This is a genomic window from Enterobacter sp. MF024 (genome assembly GCF_005843915.1).
In the GTDB taxonomy this organism is placed as follows: Bacteria; Pseudomonadota; Gammaproteobacteria; order Enterobacterales; family Enterobacteriaceae; genus Enterobacter; species Enterobacter barmai.
Window position 1 is genome coordinate 117,914 of record NZ_VCBB01000003.1, and the last position, 19,445, is coordinate 137,358.

A 19,445-nucleotide genomic window follows, 5' to 3' on the forward strand; every position below is an offset into this window, starting at 1 on the left:
TTATTGTTGGCCAACGCACTTACTCCCGGGCTAACGCATCCACCGGATCCAGCCGCGCGGCGTTTCTTGCCGGCAACCAGCCAAACAGCACCCCGGTAAAGGTAGAACAAAGGAAGGCGGTTAGCAGCGCCATCGGTGAAAAACCGATCTCCCAGCCGGGTAAAAACAGCTGCAGCGTGAAGGCGATTAACAACGAGAGCGTGATCCCCAGCGCCCCGCCCACCAGACAGACCAGCACCGCCTCAATTAAAAACTGTTGCAGCACGTCGCTGGCCCGGGCACCTACCGCCATGCGAATGCCGATTTCGCGCGTCCGCTCCGTCACCGACACCAGCATAATATTCATCACCCCTATTCCCCCCACCAGCAGGGAGATGATCGCCACCAGGGTGAGAAAGAGCTGTAAAGTACGTGTGGTCTTTTCAGCCGTTTTCAAGAGCCCGTCCATGTTCCAGGTGAAGAAATCTTTCTTCCCGTGGCGCAGGGAGAGCAGGCGCTCAAGCTGCTGCTCCGCCTGGGCGCTGTCGTAGCCGTCTTTCACCCGCACGGTGATCGAGTTGAGCCATGACTGCCCCATAATGCGCCCGGAGATGGTGGTGTAAGGCAGCCAGACACGCAAAATCTTGCTGCTGCCAAACATCGACTGTTTCTCCTCCGCCACGCCGATCACCGTCGCAGGCATGTTGCCCACCAGCACGATCTCGCCCACCACCTTCGCTTTATTGGGAAACAGCTGCCGCCGGGAGTTGGCATCCAGCACCACCACCTGGGCCCGCCCTGCGAGCTGCTCCGCATTGAAGGTGCCCCCTTCGCTGAAGGTCATGCCGTAGACGTTAAAGTAGTCCCCACTGACGCCGTTGGCGCTGGCCGCCACGTCGATATTGCCGTAGCGCAGACGCAGGTTCTGCGACACTGCCGGGGTGGCGGAGTTGACCCACGGCTGCTTCTGGATCGCCGCCAGATCGTCATATTTCAGTGCCTGCTGGTACTGCGGCTCGTCATCGCCAAAGTCTTTACCGGGATAGACGTCGATGGTGTTGGTACCGATGGAGCGGATATCCGACAGCACCAGCTGTTTGGCGGCGTCGCCTACCACCACAATCGATACCACCGAGGCGATACCGATGATGATCCCGAGCATGGTCAGCAGGGTACGCATCTTGTTGGCGGCCATCGCCAGCCAGGCCATGGTCAGCGCTTCGCGGAAACTGCTGGCAAACTGCCGCCAGCCGGACGGGGGCGGGAGCGCCACCTCCTGACGCCGGGTGGCATTGAGCCCGGGGGGTGGATTGCTGACCAGTTCGCCGTCGTGGATCTCGACGATGCGCCCGGCCTGGGAGGCCACCTGCGGATCGTGGGTAACGATAATCACCGTATGCCCCTGATCCCGCAGCTGGTGCAGGATCGCCATCACCTCTTCCCCGGAGTGGCTGTCCAGCGCCCCGGTCGGTTCATCGGCGAGGATCACCTGCCCGCCGTTCATCAGCGCCCGGGCGATACTGACCCGCTGCTGCTGGCCGCCGGAGAGCTGCGAGGGCTGATAATCCACCCGCTCCCCCAGCCCGAGCCGGGTGAGTAGCGCCTGGGCTCGCTCAAGGCGTTTTTTACGCTCCACGCCCGCATAGACCGCCGGCACTTCAACGTTTTGCGCCGCGCTCAGGTGCGAGAGCAGATGGTAACGTTGAAAAATAAAGCCGAAATGTTCCCGGCGGAGTTTGGCCAGCGCGTCGCTGTCCAGGGTGGCGACATCGGTGCCCGCCACGCGGTAGGTGCCGCTGGTGGGCTTATCCAGGCAGCCGAGGATGTTCATCAGCGTCGATTTACCGGAACCCGAGGCTCCGACAATCGCCACCATTTCCCCAGCCTCTACCCGCATAGTGATGCCCTTCAGTACCTCCACCGGCCCGTCGCCGGACGGATAGCTGCGGCGGATATCATTCAGCTCCAGCAGGGCCGTCATTTAGCCGCCCCCGGCTGGCTCTCGCTGATGACCACCTCTTCACCCTCTTCCAGCCCTTTAACCACCACCACATCGGTGTCGTTACGCGAGCCGAGGCTCACCTCACGCTCGCGCGTTTCGCCGTTACGCAGCACCTTCACGTTATAGCGGTTGTCTCCCACCGGGGCGCCCAGCGCCGCCAGCGGAATGGTCAGCACGTTTTTCACCCCGGAGAGCTGAATATGCACCTGAGCGGTCATGTCCAGGCGCAGCACCCCCTGCGGGTTAGGCACTTCAAAACGGGCGTGATAGAAGATGGCGTCGTTGACCTTCTCCGGGGTCGGGAGAATATCTTTCAGCACCCCTTCGTAGCGGGTTTGCGGATCGCCGAGCACGGTAAACCAGGCCTTTTGCCCCGGTTTAAGGTGGATCACATCCGCTTCAGAAACCTGAGCCTTCACCAGCATGGTGCCCATATCCGCGAGGGTCAGGATGTTCGGCGCCTGCTGGGCGGCAATCACCGTCTGCCCCTGCAGGGTGGTGATTTGCGTCACTTCCCCGGCCATCGGCGCAACGATGCGGGTGTAATCGAGGTTAGTTTTCGCGCTGTCCAGCGAGGCCTGGTTGCGTTTGATCTGCGCGTCGATGGTGCCAATCTGCGCCTGCTTCACCGCCAGTTCTGTCGTCGAGGTATCCAGATCCTGCTGCGAGATGGCCTGAGTGGTGACCAGCTGCCGCTGGCGGTTCAGGGTTACCTGGGCCAGCTTCCGCTCCGCCTCTGCCTGGCTACGCTGGGCGCGCAGCTCCATCAGGGTCGCTTCCACCTCTTTGATCTGGTTTTCAGCCTGCTCCGGATCGATAACCCCCAGCAGCTGCCCTTTTTTCACCTTGTCGCCAATCTCCACCGACAGCGTCTTCAGCTGGCCGCTGACCTGGGCGCCCACGTCAACCTTGCGCAGCGCATCCAGCTTGCCGGTAGCCAGCACGCTCTGCTGCAGCTCGCCCGGACGGACAATCAGTGTCTGATATTGCGGCACCGGTGCGTTAAGCACCCGCCACAGCCAGAATCCACCCACCAGTACAACCAGCACCAGCAGCAGAAACAGCTTCCTGCGCTTTCCCTTTAATTTCATAAATATTCCAAATAGCTATTCCGGCTTACATAACTGTTGATTCTAACTAAACCATTCCTCAACGAAACCCCTGCTTTTCCGGATGGATAAAAATCGTTGAGGAGAGGTTGATAAAGTCCCTGCTGAAATAAAAGCCTGGCAACAAGACCGGTATTTATCATGTCGTCCATCGCAGAGTCATCTTATACACATCAGCCGCAACCTAAATCAGCCTGGCAGCTATTCCAGCATCTGGCATCCGGGACATTAACCCCCGGCCTCGCCTGGCGCAACCCGGCCTATCGCCGCAAGTTCATGCTGCGCTCGCTGATGACGCCGTTCAGCACCGCGCGTCTGCTGTCGCACCTTTCAAAACAGCCGCAATTACTGCAAATGTTGCAGGCTCAGCCGGGGCTGCCCTGCCGCCTGCATCGCCCCTGGCTCTCGGTGGCGATGAACCGCCAGCAAACGCTGCAGGCGTTGAACTGGCACTATCAGACCATGCAGAAGCGGCTCCCGGCTGCGCTGATGAACGGCTATCTCTCCCGGGAGGGGATCACCTTGCTGACCCTCACCGGAAAAGACGACCAGCCCTTTACCGTGCGCCTGTGCGCCGATGCGTTTCTCGATAAAGAGGGAGAGGCGACGCTGGCGTTTTGCGATGCGCAGCAGACGGTGCTGGCAGAGATGACCTTTACGCTGTGTCAGATTAATGGCACTTCCACGCTGTTTATCGGCGGGATGCAGGGGGCAAAAGCCTTTGTGCCGCACGAGGCGATCCAGAGCGCCACCAAAGCCTGCCACGGCCTGTTCCCGAAACGCCTGCTGGTGGAGGCCGCCATGACGCTGGGCAGCGCCCTGGCCGTGGATCAGATTATTGCCGTCAGCAACAGCACCCATATTTATCGCAGCTGGCGCTATCGCAAGAAAAAAGAGGGGAAACTGCTGGCCGACTACGACAGCTTCTGGCTCTCCGTTGGCGGGGAGCGCGACAGCGAGGGTAACTTCAGGCTGCCACTCGCCATGCCGCGCAAGCCGATGGAGGAGATCGCCAGCAAAAAACGCGCCGAATACCGCCGCCGCTTTGCCCTGCTGGACAGCCTGGTTGACCAGGTAAACGAGGCGACCCGCCGTTAATCCGCTCTCCCGCGTGCCAGCCACAGCACGCGGGAGAACATTTTCCGCAGCAGCGTGGGCACCGCCTCGACGCCCCGCCGTCCCGCCTCCATCGCCACTTCAATCGCCAGATCGGGCTTCGACGAACGGTGAATGGCCTTCATGATCACCCGCCGCATGTTCATCGGGATATCATCGGGGATCATCGCCACCCGGTGAAAGACGTCGGAAAAGCCCTGCCGGTACATGAAATGCTCCATGTCCATGGCGGGCAGCGCCGTCAGGTGTTCGCGCTCCTCTTCCCTGTCGTTATTGATGAGCCCGCGCACGGTAGCGGCATATTTCTTGCCCGCCTCGTCGCCATCCACCAGCACGTGCCATTCGATGCCCATCCGTCGGGCAAATTTAATCAGCGGTTTTAAGCCCGACTGGGCAAACTCAATCACCTTGATGCCCTCGGCATCGAAGTGGTGGCCGCACTGACGGGCCAGCTCGTTTATCACCCAGGTTTCGGTCTCCCCTTCCACCAGCAGCCAGCAGCGGGCAAACAGCGAGGAGGCGCGGTTGAAGCGAATGTGGAAGGCGATGCGACGGCTGTCTTCGGCGTTCATGCCCCCCGGTCCGAGGCGGTAAGCCGTGACCCGCGACGACTCACGCACCAGCCGACAGACATGTTCCACCGGGGTCAAAGACAGCAACTCCCCGGAGTTGGTGGTGGCGATGCGCTGGAGCGGCAGCAGGTTCAGCAGGTGCCATGCCACCGAGAGCATGATCGGGTGCAGGCGCGTCTCGGGATCTTCCACCAGCAGCAGCGGGCGGGCATCCCGGTCCAGCCGGACGGTGCCTTTCGCCTGCAGCAGCGTCGAGAAGAGCCCCAGCAGGATCACCCGGTGCGAGCGGCCGCCGGGCCGGTCAATCATCCGGTTGATGATGTCGAGATAACGCCAGCTGCGCTGCTCGTCATGGGAGCGCCGCCGCATCAGCCGGTTGCGCACCGGCGAAGTACCCTGCTCGGAGAAGTAGTGTTCCAGCAGCTGCACCATCGCCGACAGTCCCTGGCGGATCTGGCCGTCGGTCAGGTTCTGCGGACGAGCCACCAGTTCCCGGGCCAGGTAGTCCAGCTCCCGGGCGGTGACCTCCACATCGGGCATATTCGGCACCGTACCGTTGCGGATACGGCGCATAAAGCGGGCGTCGCGCAGGCGCAGCACCGGCATCAGTCGAACCAGATGGCGCGCCCGCTCGTCGATGTCATCAAGCGGCAGGATATGGCCAGTGCTATCAAGAAAACCGCGCAGGGTCAGGACGCTGTCATCGTCAGCCAGTTCGCCTTCCAGACGGTAAAAAATGCGCTGGTAGCCGTCATCACAGGGCACCCAGCAGTCGGCTAAGGGGCGATAGCGGCGGACGCGATGGCGGCCCGGCTCGGCTTCACGAAAGGTGAGGATGATATGCAGATGATGTTCGCGTCCCAGCACATCTCCGGGCGGGAACCAGAAATCTTCCCCGACAAAATGGTACAGGTCCGTTTCCGGCGACAACAGCAGCGTCAGGGCATCCAGCAGGCTGGATTTACCCCAGGCGTTTTCCCCGATCAGCACGTTGTTTTGCTCAAGCATCAGCGACAGACGATTAATGCCGCGAAACCCCACGATTTCCACACGTTCAAGTAACATGTACCCTCCGGGAGAGATAAACTTTTTCCTTTAAGTTATCAGGAGTATAACGCCAGCGGGCCCGGACGGACACCCGGTCGTCGGCGGAATAAAGACCGGCATGATCGAAAATTAAGAATTTAACCAGTAACTTTCATTTGAAATAACGATTTCGGCGGAATATTCTTGCTGCCGAAAATTCAACTCTGCTTTACACGCCTTAATTTAGCAAGGAAGCGCAACACATTGCCCTACATCAAACTTACCGTATTTATATGACTGGTGAGAGTGAATATTCATTTTTAGAATAGTGGCGCTTTAAAAATCATCGCTAATTTTGGCGATAAATAACAATGGCGCAGGATTGCGCTCATTTTTCTTTGAGGTGGTTATGTTCAGAAAATTAGCAGCTGAATGCTTTGGTACATTCTGGTTGGTATTTGGTGGATGCGGCAGCGCCGTGCTGGCAGCAGGGTTCCCGGAACTGGGAATTGGTTTTGTCGGGGTTTCACTGGCCTTCGGATTAACGGTTTTAACCATGGCCTATGCTGTAGGGCATATTTCCGGTGGTCACTTTAACCCGGCGGTAACATTAGGTCTGTGGGCGGGCGGTCGTTTTCCGGCGAAAGAGGTTCTTGGCTATATTATTGCCCAGGTGATTGGCGGGATTATCGCTGCCGCTATTCTGTATGTGGTGGCCAGCGGTAAAGCAGGCTTTGACGCTGCGGCCAGCGGTTTTGCCTCCAACGGCTTTGGCGAGCACTCCCCTGGCGGCTTCTCCATGCTTTCTGCCATCGTGATTGAAATCGTGCTGACGGCGGGCTTCCTGCTGGTGATCCACGGCGCAACCGACAAGCATGCCCCGGCCGGTTTCGCGCCGATTGCGATTGGCCTGGCGCTGACTCTGATCCACCTGATCAGCATTCCGGTGACCAATACCTCCGTTAACCCGGCGCGCAGCACCGCGGTAGCTATCTTCCAGGGTGGCTGGGCGCTGCAGCAGCTGTGGCTGTTCTGGGTGATGCCGATTGTTGGCGGGATCCTCGGCGGCGTGCTGTACCGTACCCTGCTGGAAAAACGCGATTAATATTGCGCGTTGTGGTGCCGGGTGGCGGCTTCGCCTTACCCGGCCTACAGACAGTGCATTTCGCGCGTTATGGTGCCGGGTGGCGGCTACGCCTTACCCGGCCTACAGGACAGTATTTCGTAGGCCGGGCAAGCGAAGCGCCGCCCGGCACTGTTTTCATCTTTACTGAACAGCCTTAATTGGGTAGTGTCTCAGCGCCACTCAAATAAAGGACCGGTTGTTCATGTTTTCAGGACTCTTAATCATTCTCCTCCCGCTGATCGTGGGCTATCTCATTCCGCTTCATCATCTGTCAGCGCTAAAACTGATCAACCGTTTACTGAGCTGGATTGTCTACGTCATTCTCTTTTTTATGGGGATCAGCCTCGCCTTCCTCGATAATCTGGCGACCAATCTGCTCTCTATTCTTCACTATTCTGTTATTACCATGGTGGTTATCCTGGCCTGCAATATTGCGGCGCTTTTCTGGCTGGAGCGCGTCATTCCGTGGAAAAACCATCACCATCAGGAAAAATTACCCTCACGTATTGCGATGGCGCTGGAGTCATTAAAATTATGCGGCGTGGTATTGCTCGGTTTTCTGCTGGGGCTCACCGGATATGCTTTTTTACAGCACGCCACCGAGGCCAGTGAATATACGCTGATCTTCCTGCTGTTCCTTATTGGTATTCAGCTGCGAAATAATGGCATGACCCTGAAGCAGATCGTGCTCAACCGCCGCGGCATGATGGTGGCGGTCATTGTGGTGGGCAGTTCAATGGTGGGCGGGGTCATTAACGCCTTTGTTCTCGACCTGCCGCTCAATACCGCCCTGGCGATGGCCTCCGGGTTTGGCTGGTATTCCCTTTCCGGCATTCTGTTAACCGAATCCTTTGGGCCGGTGATTGGCAGCGCCGCCTTCTTTAACGATCTCGCGCGGGAGCTGATCGCCATTATGCTGATCCCGGGTCTGGTTCGCCGCAGTCGCTCCACGGCGCTGGGGCTGTGCGGCGCCACCTCAATGGACTTTACCCTGCCGGTTCTGCAACGCTCGGGCGGGCTGGAGATGGTGCCTGCCGCCATCGTACACGGCTTTATTTTAAGCCTGCTGGTGCCCGTCATGATGGCGTTCTTCTCCGCCTGATACTTCTTTGGCGGTAGCCTGCTGCCGCCAAAATTGCGCTAAATCAATCTCCCTCCAGTTTGTAGCAGAAAGCCCTTTTCTCCGTATCGCCTCAGGCATAACCTTAAACATGTATATTAAATATAACTTTAACAGGTGTGATTATGTTTTGTGTGCAATGTGAACAAACTATCCGTACTCCAGCTGGCAACGGCTGCTCTTACGCACAGGGCATGTGCGGTAAAACCGCAGAAACTTCCGATCTGCAGGATCTGCTGATTGCCTCCCTGCAGGGTTTATCCGCCTGGGCGCTGAAAGCCCGGGAATATGGCATCATCGACCATTACGTGGATAACTTCGCCCCGCGCGCGTTCTTCTCAACCCTGACTAACGTTAACTTCGACTCCCCGCGCATTGTGGGCTACGCCCGCGAAGCCATCGCCCTGCGCGAAGCCCTGAAAGCGCAGTGCCTGGCTGCCGATGCCGGTGCCCGCGTGGATAACCCAATGGCCGACCTGCAGCTGGTGAGCGATGACCTGGGTGACCTGCAGCGCCAGGCGGCAGAATTTACCCCGAATAAAGACAAAGCCGCGATTGGCGAAAACATCCTCGGCCTGCGCCTGCTGTGCCTGTACGGTCTGAAAGGCGCCGCGGCCTATATGGAGCACGCCCACGTTCTGGATCAGTACGACAACGACATCTACGCCCAGTACCACAAAATCATGGCATGGCTGGGCACCTGGCCTTCCGACATGAACGCTCTGCTGGAGTGCTCCATGGAAATCGGCCAGATGAACTTCAAAGTGATGAGCATTCTGGACGCCGGTGAAACCACCAAATACGGCCACCCGACCCCGACTCAGGTCAACGTCAAAGCGACCGAAGGGAAATGCATCCTGATTTCCGGTCACGACCTGAAAGATCTCTACAACCTGCTGGAGCAGACCGACGGCACCGGCGTCAACGTCTACACCCACGGTGAGATGCTGCCCGCCCACGGCTACCCGGAGCTGCGTAAATTCAAACATCTGATCGGTAACTACGGCAGCGGCTGGCAGAACCAGCAGGTGGAGTTCGCCCGCTTCCCAGGCCCCATCGTGATGACCTCTAACTGCATCATCGACCCAACCGTGGGGGCTTACGACGATCGTATCTGGACCCGCAGCATCGTCGGCTGGCCGGGCGTGAGCCACCTCGAAGGCGACGACTTTGGTCCGGTGATTGCCCAGGCGCAGCAGATGGCGGGCTTCCCGTACAGCGAAATTCCTCACCTGATCACCGTTGGTTTCGGTCGTCAGACCCTGCTGGGCGCGGCGGATTCCCTGATCGACCTGGTGAGCCGCGAAAAACTGCGCCACATCTTCCTGGTCGGCGGCTGTGACGGCGCGCGCGGCGAACGTAACTACTTCACCGATTTCGCCACCAGCGTTCCGGACGACTGCCTGATCCTGACCCTGGCGTGTGGTAAATACCGCTTCAACAAGCTGGAGTTCGGCGATATCGAAGGCCTGCCGCGCCTGATCGATGCCGGTCAGTGTAACGATGCTTACTCTGCCATCATCCTGGCCGTCACCCTGGCAGAAAAACTGGGCTGTGGCGTGAACGACCTGCCGCTGTCGCTGGTACTCTCCTGGTTCGAACAGAAAGCGATTGTGATCCTGCTGACCCTGCTGTCGCTGGGCGTGAAAAACATCGTCACCGGCCCGACCGCACCTGGCTTCTTTACCCCGGATCTGCTGGCGGTGCTCAACGAGAAGTTTGGTCTGCGTTCCGTGACCACCGTTGAAGAAGACATGAAGCAGCTGCTGAGCGCGTAAGGAGTAAAAGAATGACTATGCCAACCCATCAGTGCCCATGGCGGATGCAGGTTCACCACATCCATCAGGAAACGCCGGATGTCTGGACGATTTCGTTGCTGTGCCACGACTATTATCCATACCGTGCCGGGCAGTATGCGCTGGTCAGCGTGCGTAACTCAGCGGATACGCTGCGGGCGTACACGATCTCCTCAACGCCTGGCATCAGCGAGTACATCACGCTGACCGTCCGCCGCATTGATGAGGGGGCAGGCTCGCAGTGGCTGACGCACGACGTGAAGCGTGGGGATTACATCTGGCTGTCTGACGCGCAGGGTGATTTTACCTGTGACGATAAGCCGGAAGATAAATTCCTGCTGCTGGCCGCCGGATGCGGCGTCACGCCGGTGATGTCGATGCGTCGCTGGCTGGCGAAGAACCGTCCGCAGGCTGACGTGGAGGTGATCTTCAGCGTCCGCTCGCCGCAGGATGTGATTTTTGCCGACGAATGGCGGAATTATCCGGTCACGCTGGTGGCGGAAAACAACGCCACCGAGGGATTTGTCGCCGGTCGTCTCAGCCGCGAGCTGTTGCAAAGCGTGCCGGATATCGCCGCCCGCACCGTCATGACCTGTGGTCCGGCGCCGTACATGGACATCGTTGAAGAAGAGGTGAAAGCCCTGGGCGTGACCCGCTTCTTCAAAGAGCAGTTCTTTACGCCGGTGGCAGAGGCCGCCACCAGCGGGCTGAAGTTTACCAAGCTGCAGCCCGCAAAAACCTTCTTTGGCCGCGTGGGCAGCACGCTGCTGGACGCGCTGGAGAGCAATAACGTGCCGGTGGTGGCCGCCTGTCGAGCGGGCGTCTGCGGATGCTGTAAAACGAAGGTGGTGGACGGGAATTATACCGTCACCAGCACCATGACGCTGACGGATGCCGAAGTGGCAGAAGGCTATGTGCTGGCCTGCTCCTGTCATCCGCAGGGAGATTTGGTTCTGGCCTGATGAAAAACGCCCGGTGGCGCTCGCGCTTACCGGGCCTACAAAAGACAACAATCCCCGATATCATATCGGGGATTTTTTACTTCCACGCCGGATCGCTCACCACCGAATACCGCCCTGCCCCTAAAAATGCCACGGCCAGCGCGCCAACAAAGAAATAGACCAGACTCTCAATCGCCCAGGCCCCTACCGCATCCAGCGCGAAGGTTTTCCCGGTGCCCACCATCAGCCAGGCCACCACCATGGTAAAAGCCAGCACCAGCGCCGCCGGACGGGTGAGAATGCCGAGAATAATCAGGAGCGGGGCCACCACTTCGCCAATCAACACCCCATAAGCGATAAAGCCCGGCAGCCCTTTTGCCACCAGCATGCCTGCAATCCCCCCCACCCCATCGATCGCTTTATGCATCCCGTGAAACAGCATCAATCCACCTACGGCCAGGCGCAGCAACAGTCTGCCAAAATCGTCATGCGTTAGCGTTTTATTAACAGCAATTAACAATGATTTAACCATCTGAATTTACTCCATTTTTTAAGTTAACTGCCGTCAGAATATGACGAAATATTGCACATTGAAAGCAACTATTAATGAGGGAGATTTCGCGGGCACGCCGGTCAGTTTCATCTAAGCTTGAAAGCGTTATCACATTCAGGAGACGGACTACCATGAAACAAACCGTGGCGAACTATATTGCGAAAATGCTGGAGCAGGCCGGGGTTAAACGGATCTGGGGCGTGACCGGTGATTCCCTTAACGGTCTGAGCGACAGCCTGAACCGGATGGGCACCATCGAATGGATGCCGACCCGCCATGAGGAGGTCGCCGCGTTCGCCGCCGGGGCCGAGGCGCAGCTTACCGGCGAGCTGGCGGTCTGCGCCGGATCCTGCGGGCCGGGTAACCTGCACCTGATTAACGGCCTGTTTGACTGCCATCGCAACCATGTCCCGGTCCTCGCCATCGCCGCGCATATTCCGTCGAGCGAAATCGGCAGCGGCTATTTTCAGGAGACGCATCCTCAGGAGCTGTTCCGGGAATGCAGCCATTATTGTGAACTGGTCTCATCCCCGGAACAGATCCCCCAGGTGCTGGCTCTGGCCCTGCGCAACACCATTCTCAAGCGCGGCGTCTCGGTGATTGTGCTGCCGGGCGACGTGGCGCTGAAACCGGCGCCGGAACAGGCCAGCACCCACTGGTATCCGGCCCCGCAGCCGGTGGTGACCCCTGCTCAGGGCGAGCTGAAAAAACTGGCCCAGCTGCTGCGCTACTCCAGCAATATCGCCCTGATGTGCGGCAGCGGCTGCGCCGGAGCCCATGAGGAGCTGCTGGAATTTGCCGGCACCCTCAAAGCACCCATCGTGCATGCCCTGCGCGGGAAAGAGCACGTGGAGTACGATAACCCCTATGACGTGGGGATGACCGGGCTGATCGGCTTCTCTTCCGGGTTCCACACCATGATGAACGCCGATACCCTGGTGCTGCTCGGCACCCAGTTCCCCTATCGCGCGTTTTACCCCACCGACGCCAAAATCATTCAGATCGACATCAACCCGGCCGCTATCGGGGCGCACAGCAAGGTGGATATGGCGCTGGTGGGCGACATCAAGGCGACCCTGAGCGCGCTGATGCCGCTGCTGGAGGAGAAAACCGACCGTAAGTTCCTGGATAAGGCCCTGAGCGACTATCGCGATGCCCGCAAAGGGCTGGACGATCTGGCGAAGCCCGGCGATAAGGCGCTGCACCCGCAGTATCTGGCGCAGCAGATCAGCCACTATGCCGCCGACGATGCCATCTTCACCTGCGACGTGGGCACCCCCACCGTCTGGGCGGCGCGCTACCTGAAAATGAACGGCAAGCGCCGACTGCTGGGCTCGTTTAACCACGGCTCGATGGCCAACGCCATGCCGCAGGCGCTGGGGGCGAAAGCCACCGCGCCGGAGCGTCAGGTGGTGGCGATGTGCGGCGACGGCGGGTTCAGCATGCTGATGGGGGATTTCCTCTCGGTGGCGCAGATGAAGCTGCCGATCAAAATCGTCGTCTTTAACAACAGCGTGCTGGGTTTTGTGGCGATGGAGATGAAAGCGGGCGGCTACCTGACCGACGGAACAGATCTGCACGACACCAATTTCGCCGCCATCGCCGAAGCCTGCGGCATCACCGGCATTCGCGTGGAGAAGGCCTCGGAAGTGGATGATGCGCTCCAGCGCGCCTTCGCCACCGACGGCCCGGTGCTGGTGGACGTGGTGGTCGCCAAAGAGGAGCTGGCCATTCCGCCGCAGATCAAACTGGAGCAGGCGAAGGGCTTTAGCCTGTACATGCTGCGCGCCATTATCAGCGGCCGCGGCGACGAAGTTTTGGAGCTAGCCAAAACCAACTGGCTCAGGTAAAACAATCGGCATCGCCTTTAAAATAATAAGGAAATGCCATGATTGATTTACGCAGTGATACCGTCACCCGACCGAGCCGTGCCATGCTGGAAGAGATGCTGGCCGCGCCGGTCGGGGATGACGTCTACGGCGATGACCCCACCGTTAACGAGCTTCAGCGCTATGCCGCAGAGCTGAGCGGCCACGAGGCCGCTCTGTTCCTGCCGACCGGCACCCAGGCCAACCTGGTGGCCCTGCTCAGCCACTGCGAGCGCGGCGAAGAGTATATCGTCGGCCAGGGGGCGCATAACTACCTCTACGAAGCCGGTGGCGCGGCGGTGCTCGGCAGCATTCAGCCGCAGCCCATTGATGCCGCCCCTGACGGCTCCCTGCCGCTGGACAAGGTCGCCGCCAAAATCAAAGCCGACGACATCCACTTCGCCCGCACCAGACTGCTCAGCCTCGAAAACACCCATAACGGCAAAGTGCTGCCGCGTGAGTACCTGAAAGCGGCGTGGGAATTTACCCGCGAGCGCGGGCTGGGGCTGCACGTCGATGGCGCGCGCATCTTTAACGCCGTGGTGGAGTATGGCTGCGAGCTGAAAGAGGTAACGCAATATTGCGACTCGTTCACCATTTGTCTCTCCAAAGGGCTGGGTACGCCGGTGGGCTCTCTGCTGGTGGGCAACGCCGACTACATTAAGCGCGCCAACCGCTGGCGTAAAATGACCGGCGGCGGCATGCGCCAGGCCGGGATCCTCGCCGCAGCGGGTCTGTACGCCCTGAAAAATAACGTCGCCCGCCTGAAGGACGATCACGATAACGCGGCATGGATGGCGACGCAGCTGCGCGAGATCGGCGCTGAGGTGATGCGTCACGACACTAACATGCTGTTTATCCGCGTCGGCGATGAACACGCGGCGGCGCTGGGTGAGTTTATGAAGGCGCGCGGCGTGCTGATTAACGCCTCGCCGGTGGTGCGTCTGGTGATGCACCTCGATGTCAACCGCGAGCAGCTGGCAGACGTGGTTGCCCACTGGCAGGCGTTTTTGCAGCGCTAAGGAACTCAGGTGACGCAACGTATTCTGGTCCTGGGTGCCAGCGGGTATATCGGTCAACATCTGGTGACCGCCCTGAGCGCACGCGGGCATCAGGTACGGGCGGCGGCGCGCAGCATTGAGCGCCTGCAGAAGCAAAACCTGCCTGGCGTCACCTGCCATACTATCGACCTCAACTGGCCGCAGACGCTGGCGTCGCTGCTGGAGGGGGTCGATACCCTTTACTATCTGGTCCACAGCATGGGCGAAGGGGGCGATTTTATTGCCCACGAGCGCCAGGTGGCGATGAACGTCCGCGACCTGCTGCTGGAACACCCGGTTAAGCAGATAATTTTCCTCAGTTCGTTGCAGGCCCCGGCGCATGAGCAGTCCGACCATCTGCGCGCCCGGCAAGTGACCGCCGACACCCTGCGCAGCGCGGGAATACCGCTCACCGAGCTGCGGGCGGGGATCATCGTCGGCGCGGGCTCAGCCGCCTTCGAAGTGATGCGCGATATGGTCTACAACCTGCCGGTGTTGACGCCACCGCGCTGGGTGCGCTCGCGCACCACGCCGATTGCGCTGGAGAACCTGCTGCACTATCTGGTTGAGCTGCTGGAACATCCGGCATCTGAGCACCGGGTGCTGGAGGCCGCCGGCCCCGAGGTGCTGAGCTACCAGCAGCAGTTTGAGCATTTTATGCGGGTGAGCGGCCGCCGCCGTCCGCTGATCCCCATCCCCTTCCCGACCCGCTGGATCTCGGTGTGGTTTTTAAACGTCATCACTTCCGTGCCGCCGACCACTGCCAAAGCCTTAATCCAGGGGCTGAAGCACGATCTGCTGGCGGATGACCGCGAGCTGCGCACGCTGATCCCGCAAACGCTGATCCCCTTTGATGATGCGGTGCGCAACACGCTGAAGGAGGAGGAGAAGCTGGTGAACTCCAGCGACTGGGGCTACGACGCCCAGGCCTTCGCCCGCTGGCGTCCGGAATATGGCTACTACCCGAAACAGGCCGGTTATACGGTGAAAACCTCTGCCAGCCTGAACGCCCTGTGGCAGGTGGTAAACCAGATCGGCGGCAAAGAGCGCTACTTCTTTGGCAATATCCTCTGGCAGACCCGGGGGATGATGGACCTGCTGGTCGGGCATAAGCTGGCGAAAGGTCGTCCGGCCGCGCCCTGGCTGCAAACCGGCGATAGCGTCGACAGCTGGAAGGTGATTATCGTTGAGCCAGAGAAGCAGCTGGCGCTGCTGTTTGGCATGAAAGCCCCCGGCCTCGGGCGGCTCTGTTTTACCCTGAAGGACAAGGGCGACCACCGCGAACTGGACGTGCGTGCCTGGTGGCACCCGCACGGGATGCCGGGTCTGTTCTACTGGCTGCTGATGATCCCGGCCCACCTGTTTATCTTCCGGGGAATGGCGCGGCGCATTGCCGTTCTGGCAGAACAAAACTCAGAAAAAGAGTAATTAAAACTCCGAATCTTTCACGTTTCCCATTGCATACCGCCGTAATTCACGGAAGAATGCGCACGAAATTCTTTCAATACAGTGGATCGATATGAAGGTACTGGTTACCGGCGCCACCAGCGGTTTAGGCCGCAATGCGGTGGAGTTTTTGCGCAATAAAGGCGTCAGCGTCCGGGCCACCGGCCGTAATGAAGCGATGGGTAAATTGCTGCAAAAAATGGGCGCAGAGTTTGTCCATGCCGACCTGACGGAACTGGTCTCTTCCCAGGCAAAAGTGATGCTGGCCGGAATCGATACGCTGTGGCACTGCTCCAGCTTTACCTCGCCCTGGGGAACCCAGGAAGCCTTTGACCTGGCCAACGTGCGCGCTACCCGCCGTCTCGGCGAGTGGGCCGTGGCCTGGGGCGTGCGCAACTTCGTGCATATCTCCTCCCCGTCGCTCTATTTCGACTATCACCATCATCGCGATATCCAGGAAGATTTTCGTCCGGCGCGCTTCGCCTGCGAGTTTGCCCGCAGCAAGGCCGCCAGCGAAGAGGTGATCGATCTGCTGGCGCAGTCCAACCCGCACACCCGCTTTACCATTTTGCGTCCACAGAGCCTGTTTGGCCCCCACGACAAAGTGTTTATCCCGCGCCTGGCGCAGATGATGCACCACTACGGCAGCGTGCTGCTGCCGCGCGGCGGAGATGCGCTGGTGGACATGACCTATTACGACAACGCCATTCATGCCATGTGGCTGGCGAGCCAGAGCGCCTGCGACGGTCTGCCGTCCGGCCGGGCGTACAACATCACCAACGGTGAGCCGCGCTCGCTGCGCAGCATTGTGCAGAAGCTGATTGACGAGCTGAATATTCACTGCCGGATCCGCTCCGTCCCCTACCCGATGCTGGATATTATTGCCCGCAGCATGGAGCGGCTGGGGAATAAAGCCGCCAAAGAGCCTGCGCTGACGCACTACGGGGTGTCGAAGCTGAACTTTGATTTTACCCTCGACACGCAGCGCGCGGAGAGTGAGCTGGGCTATAAGCCGCTGGTGACGCTGGATGAGGGGATTGTGCGTACCGCGGCATGGCTGCGGGATCACGGGAAGTTACATCGTTAATCAATCTGCTGCGGGGCGTCGGGGGCGCTTCGCTTGCCCGGCCTACGGGGTCTGGTTCCCTCACTCGCGGTGCCGGGGGCGCTTCGCTTGCCCGGCCTACAAGGCCTGGTTTTGTAGGCCGGGTAAGGCGAAGCCGCCACCCGGCGAAACTAAAACGGCAACCTTTCGGTTGCCGTTTTGCTTTTACAGTGCGGTCCAGGCGTCTGCCCATGCCAGGCCTGCGCCTGGTTCATAGTATGCCGGAGCGCTGTTACACCATCCGCTGTACGGGAACGGCTTGCACTGGAACAGTTTACCGTGGTTGTTCACGATATCGCCTGCGTTGTACTTGCTGTTGGCGCTCCACGCCGCATAAGCGTCGGAACTGCCTTCATCCCCCGCTGGCGTCTGCGCTTTCGCTTTGACGTTCAGCAGATAGGTAGTGGTGTTGCTCAGCTCGCCGTCGTTGACGTCCAGGCTGATCTCATACTGCTGAGCCGTCGCGGACTCTGGCGCAGTGAAAGTGACCACCGCTTTGTCTTCACCGCTTACGGTCTGGCCGTCCTGGGAGCGCCAGGTGTAGGTCAGCTTGTTACCGTCTTCGTCGGTGGAGTTTTCTGCGCTCAGGGAGACCTGCGCACCTGCATCAACTGCCCCAATCGGGCCGGAGATGACCGCTACCGGCGTATGGTTGACGACCGCTGGCGTGTTATCTGCCGGGGTCTCATCTGCCGGGGTGTTATCCGCTGGCGTGTTGTCTGCCGGAGTATTGTCAGCCGGGGTGTTGTCCGCTGGCGTATCATCGCCCGGCGTTACCGGAGTGCCGTCGTCATTAACGATATTGACGTTAAAGAACTTCTGCACGCATTTGGTGTAGTCGCCGTCTTTAAATGCGCTGAATGGCGTCTGATAACCCACCAGCTGGCAGGAGTAGGTCTTACCGCTCGGCGTATCCGCGCTCCATCCCCAGTCCTGTTCCCAGTACACTTTCAGTGCGCCCGCGCCGCCTTCATCGAACTGCTTCATGTTGGCACAGCCCAGCACTTCGTTTTCCGCCACCGGAACCTTCAGGTAGTTGGCGAACTCTTTGTAGTACTTGATACGGTTCTGAGACTGGGCAATTTCAGTCGGACCGCCGCACTCCACGCCGCCGTTGATGATCTGGGTGGTCACGCCGAAGCCCGGCACCAGGCCGTTAGCTTTATCGCGATCGTTAGGCTGCCAGGTACCGTCGATAACCTGCAGCATGCTCGGTTTCGGCGGCTGCGGGTAGGCGAAGAAGAAGATGGCGCTCGCCAGGTTCAGCCAGGTGTCGGCCACCAGCTCCGGCTTGTCCAGCAGCGTGCGGACATCACCAAACATTGCTTCCGAGAATGGACCGTAGTTGTAGTTGTAGGAGAGCTGTTTTGCACCGCGGCCAAAGTAGCTCAGGAAATCGCCGTCTTTGTCTTTGCCGCACGGCCAGGTCTGGCCCTGCCACACGCTTGGGTTACATTCGCCGTTATAGCCGCCCTTCTGGCCTTCGCTCCAGCCCATCTCGCGGACGTAAACCAGCGCCTGGCGCCATTCAGCTTCAGGACGCCAGGACTCATGCCCGCCGGTCTCCTGCGCAAAGTGGGCAAACATGGTTGCCAGCTCTTTGCGGCAAATGGCCAGGCTGTCGCGACCATCGGTGTAGTTGTCGCACAGTGCCGGGAATTTACCTACCGCCTTCAGGAAGTTGCTGTAGCTGTAATCTTTGGCGCGCAGCGGGAAGAGATACTCCCAGTCGCTCTCCTTCAGAATGCTTTCAACACGCTTCACGTTATCCGGGTTGGTCGCTTTACCCGGCTCAATCAGCTCCACCTGGGCGTTATCCAGAGTACGGATAGTCGCCTTGACCGACTTCATCAGCGGGAAATCCGTTAACGCCTTTTCCTTTTTGGCCAGGTCGCTGGCTTTCATGGTATAGGGTTCGCTGCTTTCCGCTTTGAGCATGGTTGCCTGCGCCATGACAGGTGCCACGCACGCGCCCGCGACCAGAATGCTCAGTAATGTCCTTTTATTCATTTACGTTGTTCCTGTTAAAAACGATAATAACCAGTACGGTCTCGATTTATGTATTAATCCATTAATAAATAAATCCGGGACGGCAACATTTTTTGTGAAGAACACCTGTCAGATATTCTTCAAAAAAAGCAGGCTGATTAATGGTACTGCGACATCCTTTTTATTCTTTGGTATTTAGCCCAGACCTTTCTGGCGTATATTCTGCGCTGGGGGAAATTTTCGGGTTTCAGCCCGGCGTTATAAGCCCCTACCGCTTCCCAGTTATAGCCGTAGACTTTAATCATGCCGGAGAGAATGGATGCACCGACCATAATAGAGGTGCAGGGTTCAGCCATTAACCGGTACTCATCAATGCCTTTTCTTTCCAGCTCTGAAAAATGCGAACTGTTTATTTGCATCAACCCAACATCACGTGAACCATCATGGTTATAACCGACCGCATTGGGATTTAATCCGGACTCTACGTCCGCAATGGCAAATAATAACCAGGGGTCGACATGGTAATATTGCCCGGCAGAATTCCAGCAGTTGGCTAATGCGCCCTGGCTGATTAATAACAACAGAAAAATAAAACGTTTCATTTCCTCAACCGCCTGCCGCTGGTGTACTGACCGCCCGGAGAGGCGCGGTCAGTGA

16 protein-coding genes are annotated in these 19,445 nt (G+C 59.0%); 9 read left to right on the plus strand and 7 right to left on the minus strand.

The window, feature by feature from the left end:
- Positions 1 to 19 precede the first annotated feature (19 nt).
- Positions 20 to 1,960 carry a macrolide ABC transporter ATP-binding protein/permease MacB gene (gene macB / locus FFB58_RS07050; RefSeq protein ID WP_138369453.1) on the minus strand — a complete coding sequence of 647 codons (1,941 nt, stop codon included), beginning with the start codon at positions 1,958 to 1,960 and terminating at the stop codon, positions 20 to 22.
- Positions 1,957 to 3,072 carry a macrolide transporter subunit MacA gene (gene macA, locus FFB58_RS07055; protein WP_138369454.1) on the minus strand — a complete coding sequence of 372 codons (1,116 nt, stop codon included), beginning with the start codon at positions 3,070 to 3,072 and terminating at the stop codon, positions 1,957 to 1,959. The genes macB and macA overlap by 4 nt, the downstream gene beginning before the upstream one ends.
- 159 nt (positions 3,073 to 3,231) lie before the next feature.
- On the opposite strand from macA, the gene FFB58_RS07060 reads away from it, so the two are divergent.
- Positions 3,232 to 4,188, plus strand: a complete 957-nt coding sequence (locus FFB58_RS07060) for a VirK/YbjX family protein (protein ID WP_138369455.1) — start codon at positions 3,232 to 3,234, stop codon at positions 4,186 to 4,188.
- Here FFB58_RS07060 and FFB58_RS07065 read toward each other — a convergent pair.
- Both FFB58_RS07065 and FFB58_RS23050 read right to left on the minus strand, forming a co-directional pair.
- A complete protein-coding gene (locus FFB58_RS07065; protein ID WP_138369456.1) occupies positions 4,185 to 5,843 on the minus strand; it encodes an ATP-dependent endonuclease in 1,659 nt (552 codons plus the stop codon). The two genes, FFB58_RS07060 and FFB58_RS07065, sit on opposite strands and share 4 nt — an antisense overlap.
- 297 nt (positions 5,844 to 6,140) lie before the next feature.
- Positions 6,141 to 6,362 carry a hypothetical protein gene (locus FFB58_RS23050; RefSeq protein ID WP_286172629.1) on the minus strand — a complete coding sequence of 74 codons (222 nt, stop codon included), beginning with the start codon at positions 6,360 to 6,362 and terminating at the stop codon, positions 6,141 to 6,143.
- Between FFB58_RS23050 and aqpZ the strand changes: the two genes are divergently transcribed.
- The 4 genes from aqpZ (at position 6,256) to hcr (ending at position 10,808) form a co-directional block, all read left to right on the plus strand.
- The gene (gene aqpZ / locus FFB58_RS07070) at positions 6,256 to 6,909 is read left to right on the plus strand and encodes an aquaporin Z (RefSeq protein ID WP_286172628.1); all 654 of its coding nucleotides are present in this window, start codon (positions 6,256 to 6,258) and stop codon (positions 6,907 to 6,909) included. The genes FFB58_RS23050 and aqpZ overlap by 107 nt on opposite strands.
- Positions 6,910 to 7,132: 223 nt before the next feature.
- Positions 7,133 to 8,032, plus strand: coding sequence for a lysine exporter LysO family protein (locus FFB58_RS07075; RefSeq protein WP_138369457.1), 900 nt, complete (start codon positions 7,133 to 7,135; stop codon positions 8,030 to 8,032).
- Between the two features lie 143 nt (positions 8,033 to 8,175).
- Positions 8,176 to 9,828 carry a hydroxylamine reductase gene (gene hcp, locus FFB58_RS07080; RefSeq protein WP_039029513.1) on the plus strand — a complete coding sequence of 551 codons (1,653 nt, stop codon included), beginning with the start codon at positions 8,176 to 8,178 and terminating at the stop codon, positions 9,826 to 9,828.
- Between the two features lie 11 nt (positions 9,829 to 9,839).
- A complete protein-coding gene (hcr, locus tag FFB58_RS07085) occupies positions 9,840 to 10,808 on the plus strand; it encodes an NADH oxidoreductase (protein ID WP_138369458.1) in 969 nt (322 codons plus the stop codon).
- A 76-nt stretch (positions 10,809 to 10,884) separates the two neighbouring features.
- Here hcr and FFB58_RS07090 read toward each other — a convergent pair whose 3' ends face one another.
- On the minus strand, positions 10,885 to 11,319 hold the full coding sequence (locus FFB58_RS07090) for a DoxX family protein (protein WP_138369459.1): 435 nt from the start codon (positions 11,317 to 11,319) through the stop codon (positions 10,885 to 10,887).
- 152 nt (positions 11,320 to 11,471) lie between these two features.
- Between FFB58_RS07090 and poxB the strand changes: the two genes are divergently transcribed.
- From poxB to FFB58_RS07110, 4 genes are all read left to right on the plus strand, one after another.
- Positions 11,472 to 13,190 carry a ubiquinone-dependent pyruvate dehydrogenase gene (gene poxB / locus FFB58_RS07095; RefSeq protein ID WP_138369460.1) on the plus strand — a complete coding sequence of 573 codons (1,719 nt, stop codon included), beginning with the start codon at positions 11,472 to 11,474 and terminating at the stop codon, positions 13,188 to 13,190.
- Positions 13,191 to 13,228: 38 nt separating this feature from the next.
- The gene (gene ltaE, locus FFB58_RS07100; RefSeq protein ID WP_138369461.1) at positions 13,229 to 14,230 is read left to right on the plus strand and encodes a low-specificity L-threonine aldolase; all 1,002 of its coding nucleotides are present in this window, start codon (positions 13,229 to 13,231) and stop codon (positions 14,228 to 14,230) included.
- Positions 14,231 to 14,239: 9 nt separating this feature from the next.
- Positions 14,240 to 15,676: an SDR family oxidoreductase gene (locus tag FFB58_RS07105; protein WP_138369462.1), complete on the plus strand. Its 1,437-nt coding sequence runs from the start codon at positions 14,240 to 14,242 to the stop codon at positions 15,674 to 15,676.
- A gap of 91 nt (positions 15,677 to 15,767) precedes the next feature.
- Positions 15,768 to 16,781: an NAD(P)-dependent oxidoreductase gene (locus tag FFB58_RS07110; protein ID WP_039029519.1), complete on the plus strand. Its 1,014-nt coding sequence runs from the start codon at positions 15,768 to 15,770 to the stop codon at positions 16,779 to 16,781.
- A gap of 183 nt (positions 16,782 to 16,964) precedes the next feature.
- Here the strand turns inward: FFB58_RS07110 and FFB58_RS07115 are convergent, their stop codons facing one another.
- Positions 16,965 to 18,809: a chitinase gene (locus tag FFB58_RS07115; RefSeq protein ID WP_039029520.1), complete on the minus strand. Its 1,845-nt coding sequence runs from the start codon at positions 18,807 to 18,809 to the stop codon at positions 16,965 to 16,967.
- A 137-nt stretch (positions 18,810 to 18,946) separates the two neighbouring features.
- The gene (iagB, locus tag FFB58_RS07120; RefSeq protein WP_039029521.1) at positions 18,947 to 19,390 is read right to left on the minus strand and encodes a type III secretion system invasion protein IagB; all 444 of its coding nucleotides are present in this window, start codon (positions 19,388 to 19,390) and stop codon (positions 18,947 to 18,949) included.
- Between the last annotated feature and the right edge of the window lie 55 nt (positions 19,391 to 19,445).